At 34.0% G+C, this 24,162-nt stretch carries 19 protein-coding genes and 3 pseudogenes; 3 read left to right on the top strand and 19 right to left on the bottom strand.

The genetic code is table 11. The annotated features are described in order from the left end of the window. Nucleotides 1–298: 298 nt before the first annotated feature. From MNO09_RS14460 to MNO09_RS14430, 7 genes are all read right to left on the bottom strand, one after another. Nucleotides 299–2,128 carry an FtsX-like permease family protein gene (locus MNO09_RS14460; RefSeq protein ID WP_000897826.1) on the bottom strand — a complete coding sequence of 610 codons (1,830 nt, stop codon included), beginning with the start codon at nt 2,126–2,128 and terminating at the stop codon, nt 299–301. 16 nt (nt 2,129–2,144) lie between these two features. Continuing rightward, on the bottom strand, nt 2,145–2,906 hold the full coding sequence (locus tag MNO09_RS14455) for an ABC transporter ATP-binding protein (protein ID WP_000595164.1): 762 nt from the start codon (nt 2,904–2,906) through the stop codon (nt 2,145–2,147). 255 nt (nt 2,907–3,161) lie between these two features. Further along, nucleotides 3,162–4,238 (bottom strand): HAMP domain-containing sensor histidine kinase, encoded by a 1,077-nt coding sequence (locus MNO09_RS14450; protein WP_000800287.1) that lies wholly within the window; start codon nt 4,236–4,238, stop codon nt 3,162–3,164. After that, entirely contained in the window at nt 4,235–4,921 is a 687-nt protein-coding gene (locus MNO09_RS14445; RefSeq protein WP_000444078.1) for a response regulator transcription factor, read from the bottom strand. The genes MNO09_RS14450 and MNO09_RS14445 overlap by 4 nt, the downstream gene beginning before the upstream one ends. Before the next feature lie 191 nt (nt 4,922–5,112). Beyond that, nucleotides 5,113–6,063 carry a class A beta-lactamase gene (gene bla, locus MNO09_RS14440; protein ID WP_060486487.1) on the bottom strand — a complete coding sequence of 317 codons (951 nt, stop codon included), beginning with the start codon at nt 6,061–6,063 and terminating at the stop codon, nt 5,113–5,115. A gap of 706 nt (nt 6,064–6,769) precedes the next feature. Beyond that, nucleotides 6,770–9,967 carry a bifunctional P-450/NADPH--P450 reductase gene (gene cypD / locus MNO09_RS14435; protein ID WP_000412207.1) on the bottom strand — a complete coding sequence of 1,066 codons (3,198 nt, stop codon included), beginning with the start codon at nt 9,965–9,967 and terminating at the stop codon, nt 6,770–6,772. A 505-nt stretch (nt 9,968–10,472) separates the two neighbouring features. Further along, entirely contained in the window at nt 10,473–11,951 is a 1,479-nt protein-coding gene (locus MNO09_RS14430) for a DHA2 family efflux MFS transporter permease subunit (RefSeq protein ID WP_000005092.1), read from the bottom strand. A 471-nt stretch (nt 11,952–12,422) separates the two neighbouring features. Between MNO09_RS14430 and MNO09_RS14425 the strand changes: the two genes are divergently transcribed. Next, entirely contained in the window at nt 12,423–13,016 is a 594-nt protein-coding gene (locus MNO09_RS14425; RefSeq protein ID WP_000285410.1) for a hypothetical protein, read from the top strand. A 275-nt stretch (nt 13,017–13,291) separates the two neighbouring features. Here the strand turns inward: MNO09_RS14425 and MNO09_RS14420 are convergent, their stop codons facing one another. The 3 genes from MNO09_RS14420 to MNO09_RS14410 form a co-directional block, all read right to left on the bottom strand. Then, on the bottom strand, nt 13,292–13,864 hold the full coding sequence (locus tag MNO09_RS14420) for a YwbE family protein (protein WP_000914304.1): 573 nt from the start codon (nt 13,862–13,864) through the stop codon (nt 13,292–13,294). Nucleotides 13,865–14,150: 286 nt separating this feature from the next. Beyond that, on the bottom strand, nt 14,151–14,537 hold the full coding sequence (locus tag MNO09_RS14415) for a DUF1259 domain-containing protein (RefSeq protein WP_002096475.1): 387 nt from the start codon (nt 14,535–14,537) through the stop codon (nt 14,151–14,153). Nucleotides 14,538–14,833: 296 nt separating this feature from the next. Next, nucleotides 14,834–14,995 (bottom strand): hypothetical protein, encoded by a 162-nt coding sequence (locus MNO09_RS14410; protein WP_000441003.1) that lies wholly within the window; start codon nt 14,993–14,995, stop codon nt 14,834–14,836. A gap of 372 nt (nt 14,996–15,367) precedes the next feature. Here MNO09_RS14410 and MNO09_RS14405 point away from each other — a divergent pair, with 372 nt between their 5' ends. Continuing rightward, on the top strand, nt 15,368–15,745 hold the full coding sequence (locus MNO09_RS14405; protein WP_088107094.1) for a hypothetical protein: 378 nt from the start codon (nt 15,368–15,370) through the stop codon (nt 15,743–15,745). Nucleotides 15,746–16,196: 451 nt separating this feature from the next. On the opposite strand, the gene MNO09_RS14400 is transcribed toward MNO09_RS14405, so the two are convergent. After that, the gene (locus tag MNO09_RS14400; protein WP_000026519.1) at nt 16,197–16,856 is read right to left on the bottom strand and encodes a protein kinase family protein; all 660 of its coding nucleotides are present in this window, start codon (nt 16,854–16,856) and stop codon (nt 16,197–16,199) included. Nucleotides 16,857–17,378: 522 nt separating this feature from the next. Next, on the bottom strand, nt 17,379–18,083 hold the full coding sequence (locus tag MNO09_RS14395; RefSeq protein WP_088107093.1) for an SAM-dependent methyltransferase: 705 nt from the start codon (nt 18,081–18,083) through the stop codon (nt 17,379–17,381). Between the two features lie 367 nt (nt 18,084–18,450). Here MNO09_RS14395 and MNO09_RS14390 point away from each other — a divergent pair. After that, nucleotides 18,451–18,906 (top strand): annotated as a pseudogene (locus tag MNO09_RS14390) (discoidin domain-containing protein); the annotation flags it as partial. A gap of 187 nt (nt 18,907–19,093) precedes the next feature. Here MNO09_RS14390 and MNO09_RS14385 read toward each other — a convergent pair. From MNO09_RS14385 to MNO09_RS14360, 7 genes and pseudogenes are all read right to left on the bottom strand, one after another. Beyond that, nucleotides 19,094–19,701 (bottom strand): annotated as a pseudogene (locus MNO09_RS14385) (transposase); the annotation flags it as partial. A 144-nt stretch (nt 19,702–19,845) separates the two neighbouring features. After that, nucleotides 19,846–20,547, bottom strand: coding sequence for a YrrS family protein (locus MNO09_RS14380; RefSeq protein WP_000438682.1), 702 nt, complete (start codon nt 20,545–20,547; stop codon nt 19,846–19,848). Between the two features lie 238 nt (nt 20,548–20,785). Then, complete coding sequence (locus MNO09_RS14375) at nt 20,786–21,220, bottom strand: hypothetical protein (RefSeq protein WP_002096472.1); 435 nt, start codon at nt 21,218–21,220, stop codon at nt 20,786–20,788. A gap of 355 nt (nt 21,221–21,575) precedes the next feature. Next, a pseudogene (locus MNO09_RS31025) lies at nt 21,576–21,659 on the bottom strand (Holliday junction resolvase RecU); the annotation flags it as partial. Nucleotides 21,660–22,538: 879 nt separating this feature from the next. After that, entirely contained in the window at nt 22,539–22,724 is a 186-nt protein-coding gene (locus MNO09_RS14370; RefSeq protein ID WP_000665244.1) for a hypothetical protein, read from the bottom strand. Between the two features lie 520 nt (nt 22,725–23,244). Continuing rightward, nucleotides 23,245–23,481, bottom strand: a complete 237-nt coding sequence (locus MNO09_RS14365; RefSeq protein ID WP_088107091.1) for a hypothetical protein — start codon at nt 23,479–23,481, stop codon at nt 23,245–23,247. Between the two features lie 120 nt (nt 23,482–23,601). After that, entirely contained in the window at nt 23,602–24,087 is a 486-nt protein-coding gene (locus tag MNO09_RS14360; protein ID WP_000023748.1) for a hypothetical protein, read from the bottom strand. Nucleotides 24,088–24,162: the final 75 nt, after the last annotated feature.

Here is a 24,162-nt window from a genome sequence, read left to right as displayed (position 1 = left end):
CTTGTCTATATATCGAGACAAGAAAATGGGTACTAAATGCAATGTATCTGTGGATAATTCAGCATTTTACACTATAAAATAAGTTCCTACTTTCATGTCTTTTTACTCCCCTTTTTTGTTGTACAAGGACATGAAACTCCAAACTATTTAGACTAGAAATTCTAAAATAAGATTTTTAAATATAAAAGACCCAAAACATTAACAATTAGTTTTAGGTCTTTTTAAGTATTTCTGATCCAATTCTTAAATTATTAAGTCGAAAATATCGAACGATCTATAGTTAAAAATTATATACTTATTACTTCTCTTTCGGAAGTACAATTCTTTTATATAATTGAACTGTAATCAAGTAGTAAATCGAGTAAATCACTACAAAAATAACAATTGGTAACCAAATGCGAGAGTACGGATCGATTAAAAGAGGGCTAAACATGTTCATACCAACTAATATATGAGTAATCCCCACAATTGCTGGGAATAAGAATATGAAGAATAACTCTTTATAAATTGATTTTGTTAATAATTCTCGGCGGACACCAATTTTATGAAGCATTTGATAACGTGTTACATCTTTTGATGCTCCCGACAGAACTTTAAACATTAAACAACTTGCCATCATTGCTAAGAATGCAATTCCAACGAAGAAACCCATAAACATTATTCCGCTGGCAAAACCATGACTCATATTATATGTTTGATACTTACTATGCAATTCTTCTGCGTTCACATTTTTATATTTCGCTATCTGTAATTCATCAAGTTTTTTCCATTCTTTTATGTATGCTCCAAAATCATCTGTTTTCCCAATGAACACAGTACTTTCTTTACCCTTCATACCATCGTATATTATTTGGTCTACAATTTTTATTTCATAATCAGGATTCACATATTCTGGCTGAATCGTTCTGAAAGCCTGGATCCATTGTTTTGTGTCCGTCTCTCCTTTAACCCATTTTATTGAAAAGGCACCAATTGGTAATCCCTCTGAAACTTTCTCTTTTTTCAAACCTTGTATAAAAGGGCGATTTTTCTCTAAATCTTCTTTTAGATAATAAACATACTTATCATCCACTTTGTAATGATATTCAAGTTTTTCTTGAAATAAGATACCACCCAAAATTGTCTTTTCTTCCGCTGTTGGATTATGAATGACTGAATCGTAAATTCTTATTTGATCTGTCATTTTTAGGATGTTGTTTTTAAATGCCATACCACAAGCAATTCCACCAGCACCAAGAGCCACTAAGATTGCTACTGTTGCAAGCACATTTGTTAGACCATTAATGCGGAAATTTAATTGTGCAAAAGTAAAAGCATTGAGGCCTTTTTCACTACGTTTTTTATTACTCTTTAGCTTGTTAATCATAACTGGGAGAAGTGATCCAAATATTAGGTAAGTACCAACGGTTGCTGAGATTAATCCAACGGCCATTAACCCCAAAACAATTAGCGAATTTGCATATGACATATAAATCAGTGATGCATAACCAATACCTAATAAAAGAATACCAAGGAATGCAATTACAACGGTCATTTTTCCTTTTATGGCAACACGTTCTGTTTGTTCATCTGCATGTACAAGTTGCAGTACAGAAATACGAGATAATTTAATACTATTCATAATTGCCGATAATACAAATAGTGCAAAGAAGAAGACGCAAGTAATAGCTATAGATGGCAGATAAAGTGCTTTATAACCTTCGCCAGCAAACTCGAGTTGTTTCATTAATAGCTGACCGATACCTTCTGCAAGTCCAACACCAATTGTAATTCCAATCAAAAGAGATGTGGCACCTAATATAATTGTTTCGATAAACATAAGTAAGGTAACTTTATGCTTTTTTGCCCCTAACATCATATACATACCAAATTCTTTTTGACGAAGAGCTGATAAGAAAGAGTTTGCATATAAAATATAGAAAAATGTGATAACCGCTAACAAAAAGGAACCAATTTTAAATACAGACACAATATCCCTAATAGAAGAGTTAGATTCAAGGAACGTTTTATTGGATGCTAGCGTTTGAAACATATAAAAAGTTGAAATAGAGACAATAAGACCAACAAGTAAAACAATGTAATCTTGCAACTTACTTTTTAGGCCTGACATAGAAAGCTTAAATAACATGATTGAACTTCCTTCCTTACGCTTTTTGTGTGCCCAAGTTTGCAAGCACGTCTAAAATTTCTTTATAGAATTCTTCACGGGTACCACCGCGATGAAGTTCTTTATATAACTCACCATCTTGAATGAATAAAATACGCTGGCAGTAACTTGCGCTGTAAGGATCATGCGTAACCATCATTATGGATACACCTTGCTCTTTATTTAGGCTTGTCATGGCATCAAGTAAACTCGTTGCATTTTTGGAATCTAGAGCTCCAGTTGGCTCGTCCCCTAAAATAATAGCAGGTTCATGCACTAACGCACGTGCTGCTGCAGAACGCTGCTTTTGTCCACCAGATACTTCAGAAGGATACTTTTGAAGTATTGCTGTAATGCCTAACATATCAGCTACTTTTTCTACTTTCTTTCCAATATTACGAGATGAAACACCTTGAAGGGAAAGTGGTAGTGCAATATTTTCATATATAGATAAATTCTCTAATAAGTTAAAGTCCTGGAAAATGAATCCTAATTTTTGCGAACGGAAATCAGAAAGCTCACCTGGCTTCATTTTCGTAATATCCGTACCTGCAATTTCAACAATACCGCCCGTTGCTGTATCTAACGTTGAAATTACATTTAATAATGTTGTTTTACCAGAACCAGAAGGCCCCATAATACCAACAAACTCTCCCTCTTGAATCGAGAATGATACACCTTTTAAAGCGTGTGATTGATTATCACCTTTTTTACCGTACAATTTTTGAATGTTTTTTACATCTACAACTGGTTTTATCATATATATCCTCCTACGTTTGTTTTTTCTATTTCATTACAATAAGCTACTATTTTTATTTGCTACTAACAAAATAGTCATGTTGCCTCCACCCTTATGCTACTATGAAAACTTTCATTTTATCTTCTTCACTCACCCCATCACTTTGAATACACCCATGATAAACTATGAAAATTAGGAAACACCCCATAAAATCCTTAAGATTTCTTAAGTTTTTATAAAAAAAAGCTTATGGAATCTATAATTCCATAAGCCATTCTATTTAATTGGATGTTCAACAATAAAGGACATCCAGCCGTCTTTAAATTCTGCATGTATATTACCATGATGAAGTTCAACAATTCTTTTTGAGATAGCAAGCCCCAGACCATTTCCCTGGTCATCTTTTCTTGCCTTGTCCCCCCTGAAAAACCTTTCAAACAATTTATTTGGATCACTAACAGGCGGTTTCTCGACTTTATTTGACACTTTCAAAATTGCTTTGTTATCCATTACTTCAAGACATACGGATAATTCGGATGGTTTCATGCTGTACTTTATCGCATTCATAAACAGATTTTCATATACACGTACCATTTTTTCTACATCTATGAAGATAGGTATTGTTTCTTGTGTAATTGATTTTTGAACGATTAAGCTTTCCTTTTCAAATATAGGAATGTATTCTCCAACTATTTGCTCCAACAAACCTGATAAATCAAATTCATTAAGATTTAACTTAGCATCTATGCCTGATAAACGAGTATATTCAAACAGCTCATCAATTAAATATTTCAGTCTCTGTGACTTTGAATAAGTGGTTTCAAGGTATTCCTGTAATTGTGTTTTACTGTTGTATTGCCCTCTTTTTAATAAATCTATATAGCCAATAATAGATGTTAACGGTGTGCGTAAGTCATGAGATACATTGGTGATAAGTTCATTTTTTGTACGTTCCAATCGTCTTTCTTGTTCAAATGTATTTTCCAATTCCTTGGACATATAGTTGATATTTTGAGCAAGTTGGGTCAATTCGTCCTTCCCCTTAATCCCAATTGTCAAACCCAGTTTTCCATTTGCAATATCATTTACATTATCCGAAATGAGCTTCAAATATGCTATTTTCTTTCGAACCAATATCAAAAAAATTATTATAAAGTTAAAGATTGCGAACGCGAATAAGAACAACAATGCCAAATTGAATTCAAACATACCAAATTCTTCGTGTTTTATAAATAATGGATCTATGACGTATGCCAAAATGAGGATTGTTAAACCAAATGAAATAAAAAAACTAACTGCAACAGCACCAAGAAGTTTTATAATGATCTTATTTCTAAAACTAACATTCTTCATATTTTATATCCAATTCCCCAAACAGTTTTAATATAAATAGGATGTTTAGAGTCCTCTTCAATTTTGTCTCTTATTTTTGTAATATGCACCATGACGGTATTATCTGATTTATAAAAAACCTCTTTCCAAACTGCTTCATATATTTTTGCAACACTCAGGACAATCCCTTTGTTGCGGAAAAGTAATTCGAGAATAGCAAACTCTTTTGGAGTTAACCTTGTTTCTTTTCCTCTTACCCATACTTGACATGTATCTGTATTTACGGTTAAGTCACCAATTTCTAGAATGCTTTTATTATGTTCTATTGGCGTATTGTATTTTTTAAATCTTCTTAATTGGGATTTCACTCTAGCGATTAATTCTAATGGGTTAAACGGCTTTGATAAATAATCGTCTGCGCCAGAGGCTAGACCTTGAATTTTGTCTATATCCTCAGATTTTGCAGATAGCATAATGATAGGCATATTACGATCTTCCCTAATTTTCATACATGCTTCAATGCCATCCATATTCGGCATCATAATATCTAAAATAATTAAATCAAATTCCTTTTCTTCTAACAGTTGTAAAGCTTGTATAGCATCTTCCGCCTTTTGAGTTTTTAGGCCTTCATTTTCCAGGTATACAGAGATAAGATTTCTAATTTCTTTATCATCATCAACAATAAGAATTTTTGACTCCATTTTATTCCTCCACATTAAATGCAATAAGTATCCAATAAAGCATATATTTGTTGTTACTTAATTAATAAACTTAATAGAGATTGTTTCTATCTTTTTTCTTTACTTAAGACGATTCTTTGTAAAATACACAAAAAGACCGTCACAGTATTGTGACGGAAAAACAGGAAAATTTCAATAACTAATTACTATTATTATTTATTTTTAGCTTTTAAGGCATCTAACACTATTTTGGTTGCTTCTGCAATAAGCTTATCATCGTATTTAGCATCCTCTTTATCATGATTAGAAAGTATCGCAAGAACAATTGGCTTTTTATTTGGTGGCCAAATAATTGCGATATCATTTCTGGTTCCATAAGATCCCGAGCCAGTCTTATCAGCTACTTCCCATCCTCCTGGAACTCCAGCACGAATTAAGTTGTCCCCCGTAGTATTCCTTTTCATCCAATCTATTAATAAATCCCGTTTCTCAGTTGAAAGTACATCTCCTAGCGTAAAAGCCTGAAGACTAGTAGCTAATGCCTTTGGGGTACTAGTATCATGGGCGTCTCCTGGATGCACTTCGTTTAACTCTGGTTCAAAACGTTCAGGATTTGTAACGGTATCCCCTATTTCTCTCAGTGATTTTTTGAATTCACTAGGTCCACCTAATTGTTTAAGAATAAGATTTTGTGCAGTATTATCACTATATCGAAGGGAAGCATCTGCAAGCTCTTTCAGAGTCATACCTGTATCAACATACTTTTCTGTAATTGGATTGTAATTAACAAGATCTTCACGAGTATACAAAACTCTTTGATTTAGATCTTCTATTGATTTCTTTTGTAAAAGTACTCCCACAGCTAAAGCTTTGTGGGTAGATGCGTATGCAAACCGTTCATCTGATTGATAAGTAACGGTTTGATTCGTATCAGTGTCCAATGCATAAATACCGAGTTTAGCATCAAATTCTTTTTCAAGTTTAGCAAAAGAATCATTACCAGTAGTTTCTTGTTTGATTTGATTTGTTTGTTTCGTTTGTTTAGGTGATTCAGATTGAGTATTACTATCAGAACAGCCTATAAGCGTTGCACATGAAAGAAATACTACAGGTACTATCTTTTTGTAATGTAACATGTTAAAAAACTTGTTTAAGACTATCATACATTTTCAACCTCTTTCAAGAATATATGGTTTTTCTAGGTGTTTACATACCGATACAATTAAAGCGTGTATCGGATATCACTCTTCTTGCGTCTCACTTTTCATAAAATGAGCGAACTATCATGAACACCTGTTTTATACGTATACTTAATAGACAACCTAAGTAACAATTTTGTTCCATAAATAAGAATCTTGAAAAAGAACTGATAGAATCCTCTATTACGATTCCCTTATACTATGATACACGTCAAATTCCTTTTTCATCAGATTTAACGAATATTAAGATGAAATATTTTGGGTATGTGGATTTTTCTCAACTTTGGATAAGACCTTTAATTTAAAATTCACAAGAAACCTAATCCACTTGTAATAATTATCACCCTATTTAATTTCATAGAAGGTATACCTAATTTGATACATTCCTCCAGCGATTTGACACTATGCTAAAAACTGTTCAGCCAGTGTGCAAAAGTTTATTTTAAATTTCAAATTTCGTCAAGAAATTGGTTAACACCTTGCCCATCAAGCTAAGATTATATAGCTTTGATTTCATATGAGATTTTTTCTTTTTCTACGGTATCAGTCCCGCTTATTAAAAATAAAAAAATCCCGTATTCAATAAAAATACGGGATTTTTTTATTTTTAATTAACACTTATTCGAAAGAAGTTCATTCGTTACATATTACTTATCTAATTAAGAAAAATTCATATACCAGCCCAAACATCTTTTCCATATCGCCCTTCATCTTGCACACGATCCAGCCAATTCCTTGCTTCTTGTTCACTGACTTCATGAATTTCTTGATATGCTTGACAAAGTGTATCTTCTACATCCGGAGCCATTTTACTTCCATCGCCACATATATAAAGATGAGCTCCATTATCTAATAACGTAATTAAATTGATTCTATCTTGTTTTATTAAATGCTGTACATATGTTTTAGGATATCCTTCTAAGCGAGAAAAAGCTGTGTGTAAAGAGATTAATCCATCTCTTTCATCATTTTCTAGTTCTGTACGATAGAGATAATCCTTTTCAGGATGACGACAACCAAAATATAGATGTGCTTGTCCTAAGTTAATACCTTTTTGCTTTTGAACACGACGCGCTTGCAAGAATCCACGGAATGGTGCAATTCCAGTACCTGGTCCAACCATGATAATTGGTGTTTCTGGATTTTCAGGTAATTGAAAGTTTGATTGTGGTGTTCGAATGAAACAGATAATCTCATCTTTACTATGACGCTGAGCTAAATAATTAGAAGCGACTCCTTCATATGTCCCTACCCCACTCCATGCAGGTGCATTAACAACACCAACCGTAATGCTCAGACGATCCTGTGCAACGAGTGGAGAGCTTGAAATAGAATAGTAACGCGGTTTGAGCGCAGGAAGAAGTTCTAAAAAGCGTTCAAATCGGAGTTCACAAGCCTCATACTTTTCAAGAAGATCCAACATTGACATACGTTTCTTTAATATTTGTTCATGATAAACTCCCTCTTCCAATAATGATTCCAATTCCTTTTTATGAGGAGGGCATGCTGTGAATGTCACCATTTCTCGTATTTGTGCTCGAGTGGCTGCTTCTTGAACTTCTACACTATAACTAAGAAGGTCAAATAAACTAACAGGACTGTCTAAAGGTATGTGATTTACACTTCGTCCACTTGCACTCAGTATGACTTGATCCTTCCCATTTAATCCAAAGCGTTTTAAAATTCGGTTGACATTTTTCTCACTATTAATTGGCAGCACCCCAAGGTGGTCACCTTCTTGATACGTAGCGCCTTCTGGCAAGGATATCTCAATATGTCGCGTGCTTCTTTCACTGCTAGATGATTGAAGTTCACGATTCTCCAATATAGATGCATAAACTGCTTCATATGTTCGCGCAAGAGGCGATCCTCCAAGACGACTAACAAATTGTAAACTTAATGTACTGCGTTCTTTCTCAATGTTTTTGTTAAGTTCCAATCCAAATGCCTTCATCGCATCAGACCACATACTTTGTTTCCATTGCTCGAGCTGTTCCTCGAAATCACCACTTGCATCCGCTTCTCCACGTGTAGAAAATCTTGTTGCTCCTTTTTGAGCCATTTGCTCATCAATGTATCTTGGAATCCGCTGATAAGTACTAGCCCAATTATGATCTCCACAACCAAAAACTGCGTATTGAACACCTTTTAGCTCATCCGGTTTTAATTCCTCCAACCATTGCACAAACTGCCCTGCATTACTTGGTGGTTTTCCATTATAAGAAGAAGTTACAATAAGAACCGCCCCTTCTTTTGGCAGACTTCCAATTCGATCGTTAAGAGCTACCACTTCCGTTTGAACACCTTCTAAACTAGCTGTATCTGCTAGTTCTCTTGCAATACCTTCTGCTACCCCAGTATCCGAGCCATACAGAACAAGAAGCGAAAGATTATCGGCTCCAATAATAGAAGAAGTCTTCTGAACTTGCTGCTTGGTTTCATGGTTTTTCAGTTTCTCCTCTATAGGCGCAAGAACAGTAGTATGGCTAATAGTTTGATTTCGGGGTAGAATCCTAATTTTAAAATCACCAGGCTTTAGCGTTAATGTTTGTTTTACGTCCAGCTGATAGTCTTGATAATCAATGAATTCGAAATGTTGAAGAAGCATTCCCATTACGAGTGTGGCTTCATGAAGTGCAAACTGCATACCGATACATGCTCGTTGACCATTTCCAAATGGTTTATAAGCATGATGAGGAACCTTATCCAGCTCTTCAAATCGTTCAGGTTGGAATTCTTCCACATTGTCTCCCCACGCATCTTTATCCCTATGTAGCTGTGGAATAAGAACAGAAATACGATCTTCTCCTTTCTTAATTGAATATTTCCCACCAATCACTGTATCTTCTTTTGCATAGAGACTGAACGCTGGAGCGGTAGGCCATAGACGTAGCGATTCATTTAAAATCATCCGGATATACTTAAGTTTCATAACTTGTTGGTATGTTGGAGTAGGATCTGTTAAAACCCGATCTACTTCTTCATAGGCTTTTTTCAATTTATCTGGATTCTTTAATAAAAAATAGATTGCAAAAGATAATAATCCACTTGTTGTTTCATGCCCTGCTATTAAAAAAGTGATAATTTGGAAACGAATATTTTCATCATCTAATTTTTCACCAGTTTCCGGATCCTGCACATTTAACATACGGGAAAGTAAATCATTTTCTTCCTGATTTCCACTACTTTTACGTTCAGCAATAATATTATCTACTAAAGAAAACATAGATTGAATATCATGCTGAAATTGACGTTTCGTTCTCCACATGAGTTTATCTTCTATATCCAGCCGCTGTAATTGGTGCATCGCCTCATCTAGAGCACGGCTCATGCTAGTAATAAAAGGATGAGAGCTCTCACGATAAAAGCTATTAAATCGATAATTAAAACCACATAGACCAATTGTATCCAATGTAAGGCGAGTCATATCCTCAGGAACATCCACATTTTCATTCGGATTAAGTCGTGCCCATTTTTGAACGAGTTGTACGGCAATATCGACCATCATGGCATGGTAATCTTTCATTGCCCGTTGGCTGAATGTAGGCATTAAAATATTATGAGCTTTTTTCCAGTTAGGCTCTTGAGTCTCGCTTGTAAATAATCCATCTCCAGCAAAGGCACGAACTTTTGCTAAAGCACCCTCTATACTTTTATCGAACCGTGTTTCGTCACAGACTTCTGCTACCAGTTCATGTCCAGAAACGACAATGATAGCATCACTTAAAGTTTGAATTCGAAAAATGGGACCATACTCTTCCGCCAGCTTGATAAACGATAAGGTCGGTTTATCTTTATCGATTAATGGGAGATTACCCAGCGGTCCATATGTTTTCGGTTGAGGAATGGCAGATATTTTTTTTTCCATTAAAAACACCCTTTCAAAAAAACATGAAATAAAACATCCCATTCAATAAAAAGAAGATAGCAATGAATCGCCTGGGATAAAGATATGTAATTGATTACCTTATTTTATCTTTTCCCTAACTATTCACGATTATGATATTGCTTATAAAGTTGGTAATCTAAATTGTTTGTTGCTATTACATTTATAGCTTGCAGAAAAAATACTAAATAAAAATGAAGCGTATTATTATAATGTTTATCAGAAATTAAGAGCTAAAGGTTGTAGTATTGGGAAAACCAGTAGTTTCTAATGTCAATTCAAACAAATACGATAAGTAAGTATACTGTGTTGCTAATGAAAAAGGATCTGATATGAATATCAGATCCCTTTTACTATATATAATTATTTCACTGATTCTTTTCCAGATTTAAATACCAGCGCCTTAGCAGCAGAAATTTGCATTTCTTCATAGTCTAACTAAACAGTAAAAACTTATAGGAATCATGATCTAAAGTTTTATTTTACTCTACCGATTTAACCTCTCGACAGCTTCCGCGCTTGTATCTACACGTTTAACGAAAAAAACTAATAGTAGTGCAACAATATTCATGCCAAGCGCTACATAAAATGAATATTGAATTCCAGATAATAAAGCCTTCTGAGTTAACATTGCCTTCGTAGCTTCTGTGAAGGTTGTTGGATCTACATCAGCCATTAGACTTTCAGCTTTTGTTTTTGTTACCGAATTCATAATCGTAACAAGGATAGCAGTACCGATTGAACCGGATACTTGTTGAGCTGTATTATTAACAGCTGTACCGTGCGGATTTAAGCGCGTTGGCAATTGATTAAGACCATTTGTCATAAGTGGCATCATCACCATCGCCATCCCAAACATCCGCAGTGTGTAAATAAGAATAATATGCGTGTGACTAGAGTCGAGTTGCAGATTTGCTAGCATATAAGTTGAAACGGCTGTAATGGAAAGTCCTACTATACCAAGAATGCGAGGGCCATATTTATCAAATAGTTTACCTGTAATTGGTGACATAATCCCCATTATTACCGCACCTGGAAGCATCATCAGCCCAGAGCTCAGCGGTGAAATACCGCGGACGTTTTGTACATAAGCTGGGGTTAAAATCATACCCGAGAACATGGCCACTGCGTTAACAATCGCAATTACAGACGCAAGTGCAAACATTGGGTACTTATAAACACGTAAATCCAATAATGGTTCATTCATTTTTAATTGACGTATAATGAAAGCAATTAGGGCAATAGCGCCTATGATTAAGGCTGTTAAGACCACTTTATTCGTCCAACCATCGGAACTTGCAGAACTGAATCCATATAACAAACCGCCAAAACCGACAGAAGATAATAGTAATGAGAGATAATCAAGTTTTGCATTTTTGTTTTGTTTCATGACATTCTCCGACTTCCAAATCCCTAACAGTAAGCTAATGATTGCTAACGGTAAAATCATTTCAAAAAGCAAACGCCAGTCATAATACTCTACAATATAACCTGATAGTGTCGGTCCAATTGCTGGAGCTGTAATCATAACTAATCCAAAAATCCCCATCGCTGTTCCCCTTTTTTCTCTTGGAAAGCTTACTAGCATAATATTCATTAACAAAGGCCCCATGACTGAAGAACCCGCTGCTTGAACCATCCGACCAGTAAGTAATAAACTAAAATTCGGTGCTAAAGCCGCTAAGGCCGTACCAAGTATAAAAATCAACATAGATATAATAAATAAGCTCCTATTGGAGAAGCGGGTTATTAAAAATGCTGATGCCGGAATTAATATACCACTTACAAGCATATATCCTGTAGAAAGCCACTGAATCGTTGAATAATCTTTAATGTCTAAATCCTTCATTATTGATGGCAAGGCAACATTTAAAAGCGAGTTATTTAGAAAAGAAACAAATGCTCCAATAAAAAGGATCACAAGCATTAAATATGGTGGCTTTCTTTTATGTAATGTTTCACTCATATATTCATTTGCCCCTTCATTATAAATTCCATTAATTAGTTCAAATCTTTTGCATATCTGCTCAAGAATACATTATCCTTTCAGTATTTTGCCAAACTCTTCGAATGGATATTCTCTTTTTATTAATTCTACTTGCTCGACATAACATGTTAAAAATTTTTTACTGATTAAACCTTTATAAACACGTTTGTTAACCGAAATTAAATTAGGCTGAATTAAACAAAAGGAGCAACTGAAAATCCCCTTCTAAAATAAAGTGACACTTTAATCAGTCGGACTTTTACAGACAGCCGCTTTCACTGAATTTTGAGGGGGTGGTGTCTTATGGCCCACAAATAGCGGGATAAATATGATCACACACCCATTCCTTTCAATACAGGCTTGTAAATCTAGTTATGTAACCATCCATAAAAAGGAATATTACATAGGCTAAGTCTAACATTACATTTTTAAAGTGAGGGGAATAAACTTATGTACCAATATTGGTATTTGAATTCAGAGGGAAACGGAGAGCAATATAATAACCAAATTGCAATGTCATCATTATATTTACAGCCCCAAATAGCTAAAGCTGAGGGAATGAATGATTTGAAGATCCCTGAGAATTGGAGTTGTCGAGGCTATCCATTTGGTTGGGATTCACCAGCCAATTATACGGGTTTCAATCCTCAAACTCCTCCCTTCTCTTTAGGTCAGCCAATCCATTATGCAGGGATGATGCCACAAGGACATCCCGCTAACTGGACTCCATTACAAGGCTATGTAGGTAATTTTCAAAAACCTCCCTTCCCCTGGGCTCAACCATTCAATCATACAGGGATGTTCGCACAAGGTCATCTTGCCGCTTTACTATCGCCACCAGCTAAAGCTTTTAATTTTAATACCAATAATAACTGGGGTATTTTAGGAAACCCTCCAGGATGGGGAGGACAGGTAAGTCCTATGGGATGGGGGAATAACGGGCAGCCAGGAATGCTTGGAAACTTACTAACAGTAGGAAAAGGCACCATGAATGGAATCGGAATGCTTAGTAGTCTAATCGGTATGGGGAAGTTCTTCTTTTAGTTAATTAGAACGGGAGGATAGGTCCATAGCTCAAACATGCCCCCTCAATGTATTTATTGTACGCTTCCCATACTCCCTCCGAGTTCATTTCCTCTCCTTTCAAATTATAAATACATCTATTACCTTGTATGTGATAACTTGATAGAGGTGTGGTGACATCAACAAAACGCAAATTTCGTCCGCTAACCAAAACGCTACAAAAAACCGGCTCCTTTACGAAAGAACCGGTTTTTTGTAGCGTTTATTTATTTGAAAAGTAGTCAAACCTTTTTTCACTAGTTAACACTTTGAACACGGCCAATTTGTCCATCTTGTAATCGAACTTTAATGCCGTATGTATGTGTTTCACTATGTGTTAAAATGTCTTTCACAACACCACTTACAGTTTTGCTATAGTCATTATCTAATTGAATAACTACATGTGAACCAACTGAAATTTGTGATCTTGTTGGTTTCCCACCTGTTGCTTGTGTTGTTTTTTCTTGTTTTTGTGTTCTCTCTTGTTGTATAGACTGTTGTTGCTGAGTCTTCTGCTCTTGTTGTTTACGCTTCTCTTCTTCTACTCTTTGCTGTTCTTCTTGTTTACGTTTTTCTTCCTCTACTCTTTGTTGCTCTTCTTGCTTACGCTTCTCTTCCTCTGCTCTTTGTTGCTCTTCTTGTTTACGCTTCTCTTCTTCTACTCTTTGTTGCTCTTCTTGCTTACGTTTTTCTTCCTCCACTACTTTTTTATCTTCATCTATTTTTTGCTCATCCTCTGCTACTTTTAATTTTTCTTCATCACCTTTACAAGCACTTAAAGCCATTACACACAAGCTCATAAGTACACATAATAACAATTTCTTTAACATTAAAAAATCCTCCTATATATACATCACAAATTAATAACTTTCATAGCATAACAAAAATATATGTATTTCCTCGTCAAAATTTGTCGTAAATATTTAATTTCTACTAAAAGACTGACACTACAATAAAAGCGGAAATTATTATATCGATTCGTGCACAGGAATTACGTTCGTTTGCTAATCATGTGAACTTAATTAATGAAATACAAGGATAAACCTTCATCTTATGTATGAAAGGATCTTTCAATTAAAGATCCTTTTATATCGCTCATTTAACTAAATAGATTGGTTAATTACATAACGCTTTTCTAACTTTCCTTGCGAAGCTTAGCGGATCATCAACGTCTTGGATATTAACGTAAATTAAATTCGGCTCATCACATAACCACTCATTGTGTATAGACGAAACGATTATTCCTTGTTTAATAATTGTAGCAACAAACCCATTGACTTCTCTTTGCAATAGCGCCACCCGGCCTAAACATAATGCTCGTCCAGTTTTATTATCTCGTGATTCGAATGAGAAGGAAGTTGTTACTCTAAAACGTTTTCCTAAGATAGTTGCTTGTATTTCATCCCGATTTATTGTAGCCACGCATTTTCCACCGGCGAACCCTTCTTGGCCACCTATAATTCTCGCAAACTGTTGACAAATTAATTCATCATTACACGCCATACCTTGAATCATCCCCCCTTTTACTGTTAGGTTATGAATAAATACTTAGGTCTGAAACGGTAATAAATCTATTCTATTACAAAAAATATTATCGAAATCTAACGAAGTCTATTATATGGTAAGGCATTTTTAGAGAGCACAAAAAAACACCCTAAGGTGCCATCCTCCGACTTGAGAATCATATCTATGTATGGAGAAATTTAGAAAAGAGAAGGTTCTAACTATAATTTACAAAGCTATTATGCCATGAATTACATACATATTTCCTTATTTACTGGGAGCAGAATCCCGTTATATTACTTTCTGATCAGTCTCGTTAAAGCCATCCCAATAAACCCAGCCCCCATCCCTATTAGCCATCCAGCATGCGTATCGCCTAATATAGATCCCACTCCTCCGCCAAGAAACATGCAGCCAACAAATACTAATCCTCCAATTCCCCAATTCGGCCGTTCCATAGTCAATCATATCCCTTCAATAAAACATATGCTTTTAGCTACCTCAACTTTCTTGCATAGGATGGTTAATTTTTTTGCTTAAGTTTAGCACTATCAGGGAATTCAAACGATGTGGAGATTGGCCAATTTGAATGAATTGCAGAAGGAGAATTTCATTTTTTCATATTATAATAACTTAAGAGTTGTGGAACAAATTTTTCTTCAACTAACGAGTTAATAGAAGTATGGAATTTCCCCGCAATTCAGGACTCATCCCATCGCTATCAAGTTAAGAAAAGCAAATCCCCCAAAAACGAAAATTATATGCATCATTGACTACTGTTAATAGGACGTTATGTCATACAATGGAGTTAATATTAGAAAACTGTGAGGATGGTTACGTTGATAAAATTTGTAATTAGTTATGCTGCAAGTCTGTTTGCTTTTATTTTTGGATGGTTCTTGATTTCATATATTTTTCATCCTAGCTTTATTCACCCGAACGTTGTATTAGGGTTCATTAAAACGATCGTCACTTATGGAAGTATACCCGTTCTTATAGCCTGTCTAATTGGGGATGTGTTATACAGGAAAATCAAACGATGTAGAGAATTTCAATTTGGAATTCCTATATTTATAGGACTAGCAGTTATCTATACACTTATACCATTTCTTTTACTTTTTCCTTTTAATTTTTCGCACTTCTTTGATTTCGTTGCACCTGTTATTATGGGGGCCTTATCTTTTTATTTAATACGTAGAAAAATATAATTAACTTCCGTTAACGAGAATGATGTAAATGAGCTGCCCATATAGGCAGTTTATTATATTTTTTGCTTAGCGTAATTTTTTTCCGAAATGCTGACGGGAGTACCCTTATATAGGGCTTTTTCTTTTTTCTCAATAAACCATATAACTTAACATGGTAAAATAATATTTGGATGGGAGTCCAATACATATGATGGTTCAAGTCGGAGGAAGGCACCTTAAGGTGTCTTTTCTTTATAGAGGGCCCGTCCACATTTTAACGAAAACATACGCTAAGCAAATTTCGACCGTGCAGAGCAACTAAGCCAGCTACACGATAAAAGGAAATGTAAAGCTTACTGATTACTTCATGAAGTTATAAAATTAGGACCTTACATATTAGACATATCTAAAATGTAAGGTCCTTTTGTTTACTAGTTCACTTACCTAACCTAAAGATAAGTATGTGGTCCTTTTACAATTTGAATTTCTTTTTAAGCTTCTTATATTTTCTATACGAACGTCTAACAATGTTTAACATAAAATACGGTACTTTAACAGGGAAAGGAAATTTATAAATGAAAGGCAAATAAAATGTAAAATATGCCTTTTCTATGTCTCTCCACTTACTATCTTCTTTTGTTTTTAAGAAATCAGATACATCGACTACATATCCCCTTCCCTTTTCCATCATCACGTTTTTTCCGTGAACATCACAAGGAGTTAATCCTTGATCCCTTGCATACTCTAAAGCTTCATTGATATCAAGGATCACCTGCTTAGGAATTTTAATCCCTTTATGAATAGCATCGTATAAGGTAATTTCTTTTAAACGTTTCAATACTATGAAATTTTCTCCTTTATATATAAGCTTCGAATAAGAAGGATGGTTTCCGATTCTTCGGTATACTTCTGACTCTTTTTCAATTCCTTCTCCTTCTCGCGCGTAAACTTTCACTACCCAATCTTTGTATTCTTTATGCATAAATACTGCGGCATAATTACCCATCCCTAAACACTTCCAAAGTCTAGGAATATCTTTAACTACTACAGGCTCGAATTCATCCTCACTTCTAATGCTTACCTCTTTTAATAATTCGTCCTTTATCAATCCCACAAAACTGTTTATACTCATCATTTCCACTCCGGTTTTGCTAAAAGGGGTACCACCCACATTTTAACGAAAATATACACTAAGTGAATTTTAGCATAAAACGAGTCATCTTTTTTCTTAAAATAAAAAGATGACTCGTTTTATTTGAACTGTTGAATACTTAATATTTATTCCACTATTCATAACTAAAAACCTTACAAAACACAAATTTTTTCCAACCATTTACGTATTTTCATTTTTTCAAAGGCAACCGTATAAGAGCTTTTATTAGTGCAAGTTCTCTTCGTTCATTGGCCATGCCAAATCTATGTTTGTTCATCGTATAAGTATAACTAAACTTTTCATCTGGATCGACAAAACAGAATGATCCTCCTGCGCCTCGGTGCTGTACAAAACACAAAATTATCGTTCTGGGGGTGGTATGAGCCTTTAACTTGATGGGTATGGGCTATATACCCTATCTATACAAGTATTGTCTACATAACGCATTATTAGTAGTAGTAAAAAAACTAAGAAAATGTAAAGAGATTTCTTTTTACATTATTACTTCAGCTTAATTACTAACATGTGATTAGCGTTCTTCTGAAACTCATAAGATACTTTTACTTCTTCAATCGAACGAACATGTTCTTTTAAGTCGTTCATCAATTGAGATAATTGATCATATTTCTTTCCATATAAATCTGTTAAAGGAAAAATACGAATTTCATCTTTTGTTACACGTATCAACTCTTTTAAACTATTTAAGTGGAATTGATAATCTAAACGATCAGAATACATGAACAGCAAATGTGCACAAACTGTCATATCAAATTGTTTATTTTCAAATGGTAAAACAGGCAAAGTAACAGCCTGATAATGTTGAGGATTTTCTCTCATATCCTGAACACAATCTTTTAAAGCACGGCTTCTTTCTTCTTTTAATGCATCAATAGACGAAAAATACTCCCATACATAGTTTCCTGATGCTTTTTCCATATGTTCTATAGTATGTTCAATGTCTTCTAATCCTTTTTGTTCCAAGTCAATTACCTCATGATAATAAGCAATATCACAAGACGTAGAATCAATACCTAATTTATTGGCATGTGCAGTAAAAGAACATGCTCCGCCTGCACAATCTAAAACTTTCATATTCTCTAAATTTTCAGGAGATAAATCAAACATTTTAATGTATTCCTCAAATGTTCTCCCAATAAATACAATACGATTAATATCTAACTTTAAATTTTTTTCAATTATATTCATCGTATCTCGCCTCTTTTTTATCCAAATATTTCAACCACCCTTCCATTTTATCTTTTTCATATAAATTTCGCGATATAAATCTAGTGCCTTCAGTTAACATAACCATCTTATTAGTATTCAACAATGGATAAAATTTTCATTCTGAGGGTAGTTATATTTTCTTAGCTTGGTAGCGATGTGGTACTCCCCTTTTATGGGCTAATCTTGAGAAAATATTAATTCGATTGAAAAATAACATTTTTTCAAATTCCTGTAATTATAATTAAAGGTATTCTGTTAGCCTTATACAGATGTATCCGTCGATTGATTCCATGTATGAATCTAGTTTGGCTATCAATAAAATATTCCACATACCATTGAAAAAGGGGTAGCAGTCACAACAAAAGAAGCTAGTTTAATTCCGCAAACAAACTGGACACTAAAATATGTAGATAGCTATAATTGGTACAATTTAGGTACGTATGCCTTTGATGGAAACAAAGACACATTTTGGCATACAAACTGGAGCCCCGTAGCTCCAATGCCGCACGAGATTCAAATTGATTTAGGTGCAACCTATAACCTCTCCAAATTTAGCTATCTGCCAAGGCAAGATGGCCAAATCAACGGAACGATTAAGGACTATGAGCTTTACGTCAGTAGTGATGGAGCGAATTGGGGAACAGCTGTATCTATAGGTGCTTTTGCCAATAATACTAATTTGAAAGAAGTCAGCTTTGCAAACAAGACAGGTCGTTATATTAGACTACGTGCATTAAGCGAGGTAAACAATAATCCATGGACAAGTGCGGCTGAAATCAATGTATTTGGAGTGGCTCAATAATATATTTGTGAGGATATCTATTTAAATCATTGACACGCTATTTCAGAAGGTTATCATCCGCTGAAAGTTTCGTTCAGCCTTTGATAACCTCCTTATTTTTCCAATATGTAAAAACACACAGATTGATAAAATTGAATTACTTAGATTAGTCTAAATTTGAAACTTGTTAGGGTTTTACTTTTTTGAATTAAGCGGCTTGATTATCAGACATGGTACAATTGTAAACAACACCTAATATATCAAAGACCGTTTTTTTCTCATATCGATGAGATTTCCGCCCGTTTTGCTGTAAGAGATTGAACAGGCGAAGTAATACCTTTGATAGCTCTTGGGTGTTTTTTTGTATAGTTTGGAATAGAAGAAGAAAATAGTCTTTAATCATATATATGGATTTACAGTCACTAAGCTCTTTTTTTTCTTCGTGAGGAGCAATTGGCGCATTTTAAACATAATAGAGGAACAAATTAGAATGGCAATCAGTTGCCCCTACAAATGGCATTCCAATCGCTCTCGTTTTATCTTTTTACAATGATGAATGTGAAAGAATGATTTCCACGTTTTAAATAAAATTTCGATTTGCCAATGTAAAGAATACCAATCATGTACTTGTCCCATCAGGACAATATCTGTAGAGGTGTTTGTCATATATACATTGATACCACTGAGTCGTTTACTACGAGGAGAATACTTCATTCCTTTCTTTTTTTCTCTTACAGTTTGATTTTGTAATCGTTTTTGTTGTTGTGCTTTTGTTAGTCGATGAACAATCACACAAGTTGGCACTTTATCAGTCATCAAAGTTTGTCCGCATCAGGATCTAAAAAATGAGTCCAAGTAATTAATGCTGTCAACATAACAAAAAGAGTCCTGATTGATACGGACTCTTTTTTGAGTTTTTAAAAAAGTAAACTTTTAAACACATAATTACATTTCTATTATTTATTTCACCACTTGAACAGATGCTGGTTTCCACCCCTGATTCTCTACCCAATCAATATCAACCTTATATTTTTTATTACTTTGCTTATCTCGTACATTACCGTAGGCTTTATTATCACCATTATTCCCAATAAAATCGAAAATCAATTGGCTCTCTGGAACATCAACAGCATAAGAAATTGCTTTTTTCATCTCACTCCAATCTACTGTTCCTTCTTTAAATTTCATTTCAGGTTTTGCTCCTTGCACTGTACCAATTGGCTTCCAAGAAGGATTAGTTTGAGAACCCTTTTCTTGAGATGCTGTTTTTTCTCCCTCTTTATTTTCATTTCCGTTCATTTTTGCCGATTTTTCTGCTTTTTGTTTCTCTTCTAACAGTGCTGCTTCTCTCTCTTCACGATTCTTCTCTTCTAACAGTGCTACTTCTTTCTCCTCACGATTCTTCTCTTCTAACTGCACTGCTTCTTTCTCTTCACGTTTCTTCTCTTCTAACTGCGCTGCTTCTTTCTCTTTACGTTTCTTCTCTTCTATCTTTGTTGCTTTCTTTTCTTGGGCAATTGCTTTCTTTGATGTATCAGAAGGGGAAAACAACTGGTATGTCACTATACCAACTGTCACTAATACCAAAGTAAATGCAATATTAAAAACCACCTTTTTACGACGATTTTGTTGTTTTTCTTGAAACCTGCTTACTTGTTCCATTTTTTAAACCCCCGAGTTTATTTTCTCTTCTAATCTTTATGCATTATCCTTATAATTCTTAATATTTTTATTAAACGATGGAAATAAATCACAATTCCCATACAAGATTTCATATCATAATAAAATTTGTGTTGTTTCAAGCATCTGACATATGTTATTCAAAAATATTTTAATACATTAAAAATTGATAAGCTTCTGTTCGTAAGAAACCTTCAATTTTATTCAAAGGTGATTCCAATTACGTCCACATTAGATCTCCTGTAGAAATCTTTTTAACAATTAAGCCTCTCCTTCCCTTATTTATAATTTTCAAATTAAACTGCCCTCTATTGTACAATAAAGATGTGTTGTTTTCTACTGGGGTATGTCGTAAAATCAAAAGGGATTTTATCTCTTTTACCTTTTTTTCAGAGTAACTTTCACCACTAGGAAACTCTATTATTCCTAATGTAATCTTTAATTCGCTTTCATCAAAAATCCAATCCTTATTAAGTTCCCTTATCTTTTGTATAAAGCTTCTTTTGGTTTTTCCTATATAGATCAATGTTTCATTCTTAGCATATACTCTAGAGATTGCAAATATTCCCTTCTTAAAAGCTTCTTCTCTATTATAAAAATCATTTAAACTATACAATCCATACCATTTAATATGTACTGTTTCTATTAATCTCACCTCATTTTTAGATAATATTATAATTTCCGAATGTTCAAATTATTATGGATACATAGCCTTGATTACTTGAATTATAAATAGTGCTTTTCAATAATACATTTTATTATTACTAATTTCAATAATGAATATGTATATCTCATCATGAATTTCCTATCATTTGTTTCGTCAAGTAAGGCTCATAATTCTCTTCGATAATTTTATCGTTCTGTGGTGGGAGAATCCTTGTACAGGGGAAATAGCGGGTCAGCCGGATGAGTTGATTTTTCGTTTTCTAAATACCTTTTCTTAAAATGATATGCGGTGTTTTCACGTAGGACGTCATTTGCATAGAATAGCGTACTTTTTTGGGGAAATTCGAAAATAACACCTTCACAGGAGTCAGACACTTGTCGATAAGCACCACGCCCCCTCTTTGATACATTAGCATTTCAAATGCCATCCCATCCCACGGTTTCCTAGTCCCATTGTTATTCCTCGCTTCCTACTTGTAAATTTCTACTTCAATAAAATATGCAATATTTCATATTTTATTATTATAATATTACTTTATTATTTATCACTTTCGATTCTATCATTGAAATTCATTAATAAACCAACATTTGTAATTTAATTCCTGATGTTTAATTCTGTTATAACACATTAATTTTATATATTAAAATAACCATACTGGAATTTCTTGTTCTGTACATCTATACTTGTTTTGTATATTATATAGCGGAAGAGTAAGGTAAGAGTTACTCTTTGCCATTTTAGGAAAGGGCCTGTTGGAGACAACAGGTCCTTTCTTCATAAAAGGATTATTTTGTTTTAATTCCATTTACTCTTTGCTAAAATTTAGTAAAAAACATCATGTTAATAAAGGAGCAATCATGAAGCATACTATAAACTTATGGTCTTTTATTTTTTCATTTATTTGTGTTGGTTTACTTATCCTATACTTTGAAAATGAATCTATTAATACAGCGATGAATTGGAGTTCTACCGACCCAATAATTTTTTTACTAATATTAACAGCTTGGACATTCATTGGTGGCCTTATAGGAATGAATACGCCAACTACTGCAAAAACAACGATTAGAAGTATAATTACAATCACACTTACATTGTTCTTACTTTTGTACTTAATATTAATAGTGTGTTTTAAGTATCTTTAATCGCATCGTAATTATTAAATTCGTTTTTTGGATTTTAATAGAATAAAACTCAATATTCCGTCAATACTGTATATGACATTAGATTTTCTCCTTGTTCCCCCTTGGAGAACCGAGCAGTTAGCTTTTGCTAGCTGCTCTTATTTATTGTTTGGTTTAAACCATCCTTATTCTTTTGTTTCATCCATTAACTTTTCTATCGTGATATCTGTTTTCCCTAATATATTTTCCAGAGTTTTATTAACTGTCCATATCTGTGATCCGCTTAATCCACGTAATGGCGCATCAATCATAGACATTGACAAGCTCAAAATGTTCTTTTTAAGTTGTTCGAGTTGTTCTGTTTCTTTCATATCCATTCCCTTTTGTATTAAAATGAAATTTTCATTATAAATAATGAACTTTCAACGTTACTCAATTGTAAATATACATACAATACTATTTATCCATAAAGGGGCGTCTTTATATGAATCCATATCAAAGAATATCTTTAATAATGGTTATTTTAGTACTACTTCTTTTCTTAACTGTCACCCTAGTTACTGGTCGATGGGGGTTCTTCTTTTGGAGCCTACTGCCTAGTTTTATAAGTGGGATAATAGCTTTCACCTCTTTTAAAAAAACACGACAGTAGACAAAAACTTTAATATGCAACCGCCAAAATAGTGATCTGCTCTTTTATTATTACTTAGCCATTGATTCATATTAATTTCACCACTAAACTTTAGTATAATGAGATGGAAAAATTCAAAACGTTTTAAAAGTCCCACCTCTTTTCAACTCGCCGCTATCCCATGATGAGACTCCCTATACGTATTTAAAAACTCATCAATTACTTTAACTTCGCGTTCTTCATTTATAGTATCTCTTGTCCTAGTGAAAATTCTCCGAATGTGTAAGTTTGAAAACATCACGCTCTGGAATGTGTTTGTATAGCATGTTTTCTTCTTTGACAAGAATATCATAAGAATGATAGTCTTGTTCAATCGAACCGCCAAAATCTCTAATGTCAATTGTTCCAATGAGAATCTGATTTCCGAATTTAAACGATACTTTTTCACCCAATTGAAATTTCATTTGTGGAAAATCTCTATCCTTTTTCCAATACATATGTTTCACTCCAATCATTTTTAAATACCGAGATACCTATATTAGTTTTGTTCTAGGAGCACTATAAAATGTTAGCTTGATGGGCATGTGGTACCACCCTTTATTTCATATAAAATTAGGTTACTTAGATTTTTTCAATTCTTTGTTTGCTTTATCTATTAACTTAGAAGCAGTCTCTAATCTTTCAATCCCACCATCAACTTCATATTCTTTACCCTTATCTAAACCTTCTTGTATGATTTCCACCCCATCTTTTACATGAATCATCGCTAAACCTACATTATGTTGTACTGGGTGATCTTTTACTTCATACTCTAACTTACTTATTTTGTCCACTAACTCTAAATAAGGTTTAGATACTTCTTTTAACTCTTCTGACTTTTTCTTCATTGACTTGCTACTTTTTACAATCCCGTCTATTTCTTTAGATTGTTCGGAGAAATCTTTCATTAAATATGCTAGGTTCTTACTGAAGTCTTCTTTTTTATTCTGTTTAACAGAAGCTTCCATTGCTTCATCTTTCTTAACCTTAGTCTCACATCCAACCCCAGTTAACATTAACATTGGAACTACTACAAAAGATAAAATTTTACGTTTAATTGACATATACCCCTCTCGAAAAAATTGTAAGGAATTAACATATGAACCATAACATAAATTGCGTAAATAGACTATGAAAAA

The organism is Bacillus sp. N5-665 (genome assembly GCF_022637375.2).
Classification (GTDB): Bacteria; Bacillota; Bacilli; order Bacillales; family Bacillaceae_G; genus Bacillus_A; species Bacillus_A wiedmannii.
Note: the sequence above shows the minus strand (reverse complement) of the source record. Positions and strands in the feature narration are given on the sequence as shown.

Coding starts and splice junctions, on each gene's coding strand:
- MNO09_RS14460 (WP_000897826.1), bottom strand. CDS start 2,128: ATGTTATTTAAGCTTTCTATGTCAGGCCTAAAAAGTAAGTTGCAAGAT.
- MNO09_RS14455 (WP_000595164.1), bottom strand. CDS start 2,906: ATGATAAAACCAGTTGTAGATGTAAAAAACATTCAAAAATTGTACGGT.
- MNO09_RS14450 (WP_000800287.1), bottom strand. CDS start 4,238: ATGAAGAATGTTAGTTTTAGAAATAAGATCATTATAAAACTTCTTGGT.
- MNO09_RS14445 (WP_000444078.1), bottom strand. CDS start 4,921: ATGGAGTCAAAAATTCTTATTGTTGATGATGATAAAGAAATTAGAAAT.
- bla (WP_060486487.1), bottom strand. CDS start 6,063: ATGATAGTCTTAAACAAGTTTTTTAACATGTTACATTACAAAAAGATA.
- cypD (WP_000412207.1), bottom strand. CDS start 9,967: ATGGAAAAAAAAATATCTGCCATTCCTCAACCGAAAACATATGGACCG.
- MNO09_RS14430 (WP_000005092.1), bottom strand. CDS start 11,951: ATGAGTGAAACATTACATAAAAGAAAGCCACCATATTTAATGCTTGTG.
- MNO09_RS14425 (WP_000285410.1), top strand. CDS start 12,423: ATGTACCAATATTGGTATTTGAATTCAGAGGGAAACGGAGAGCAATAT.
- MNO09_RS14420 (WP_000914304.1), bottom strand. CDS start 13,864: ATGTTAAAGAAATTGTTATTATGTGTACTTATGAGCTTGTGTGTAATG.
- MNO09_RS14415 (WP_002096475.1), bottom strand. CDS start 14,537: ATGGCGTGTAATGATGAATTAATTTGTCAACAGTTTGCGAGAATTATA.
- MNO09_RS14410 (WP_000441003.1), bottom strand. CDS start 14,995: ATGGAACGGCCGAATTGGGGAATTGGAGGATTAGTATTTGTTGGCTGC.
- MNO09_RS14405 (WP_088107094.1), top strand. CDS start 15,368: ATGGTTACGTTGATAAAATTTGTAATTAGTTATGCTGCAAGTCTGTTT.
- MNO09_RS14400 (WP_000026519.1), bottom strand. CDS start 16,856: ATGAGTATAAACAGTTTTGTGGGATTGATAAAGGACGAATTATTAAAA.
- MNO09_RS14395 (WP_088107093.1), bottom strand. CDS start 18,083: ATGAATATAATTGAAAAAAATTTAAAGTTAGATATTAATCGTATTGTA.
- MNO09_RS14380 (WP_000438682.1), bottom strand. CDS start 20,547: ATGGAACAAGTAAGCAGGTTTCAAGAAAAACAACAAAATCGTCGTAAA.
- MNO09_RS14370 (WP_000665244.1), bottom strand. CDS start 22,724: ATGAAAGAAACAGAACAACTCGAACAACTTAAAAAGAACATTTTGAGC.
- MNO09_RS14365 (WP_088107091.1), bottom strand. CDS start 23,481: ATGTATTGGAAAAAGGATAGAGATTTTCCACAAATGAAATTTCAATTG.
- MNO09_RS14360 (WP_000023748.1), bottom strand. CDS start 24,087: ATGTCAATTAAACGTAAAATTTTATCTTTTGTAGTAGTTCCAATGTTA.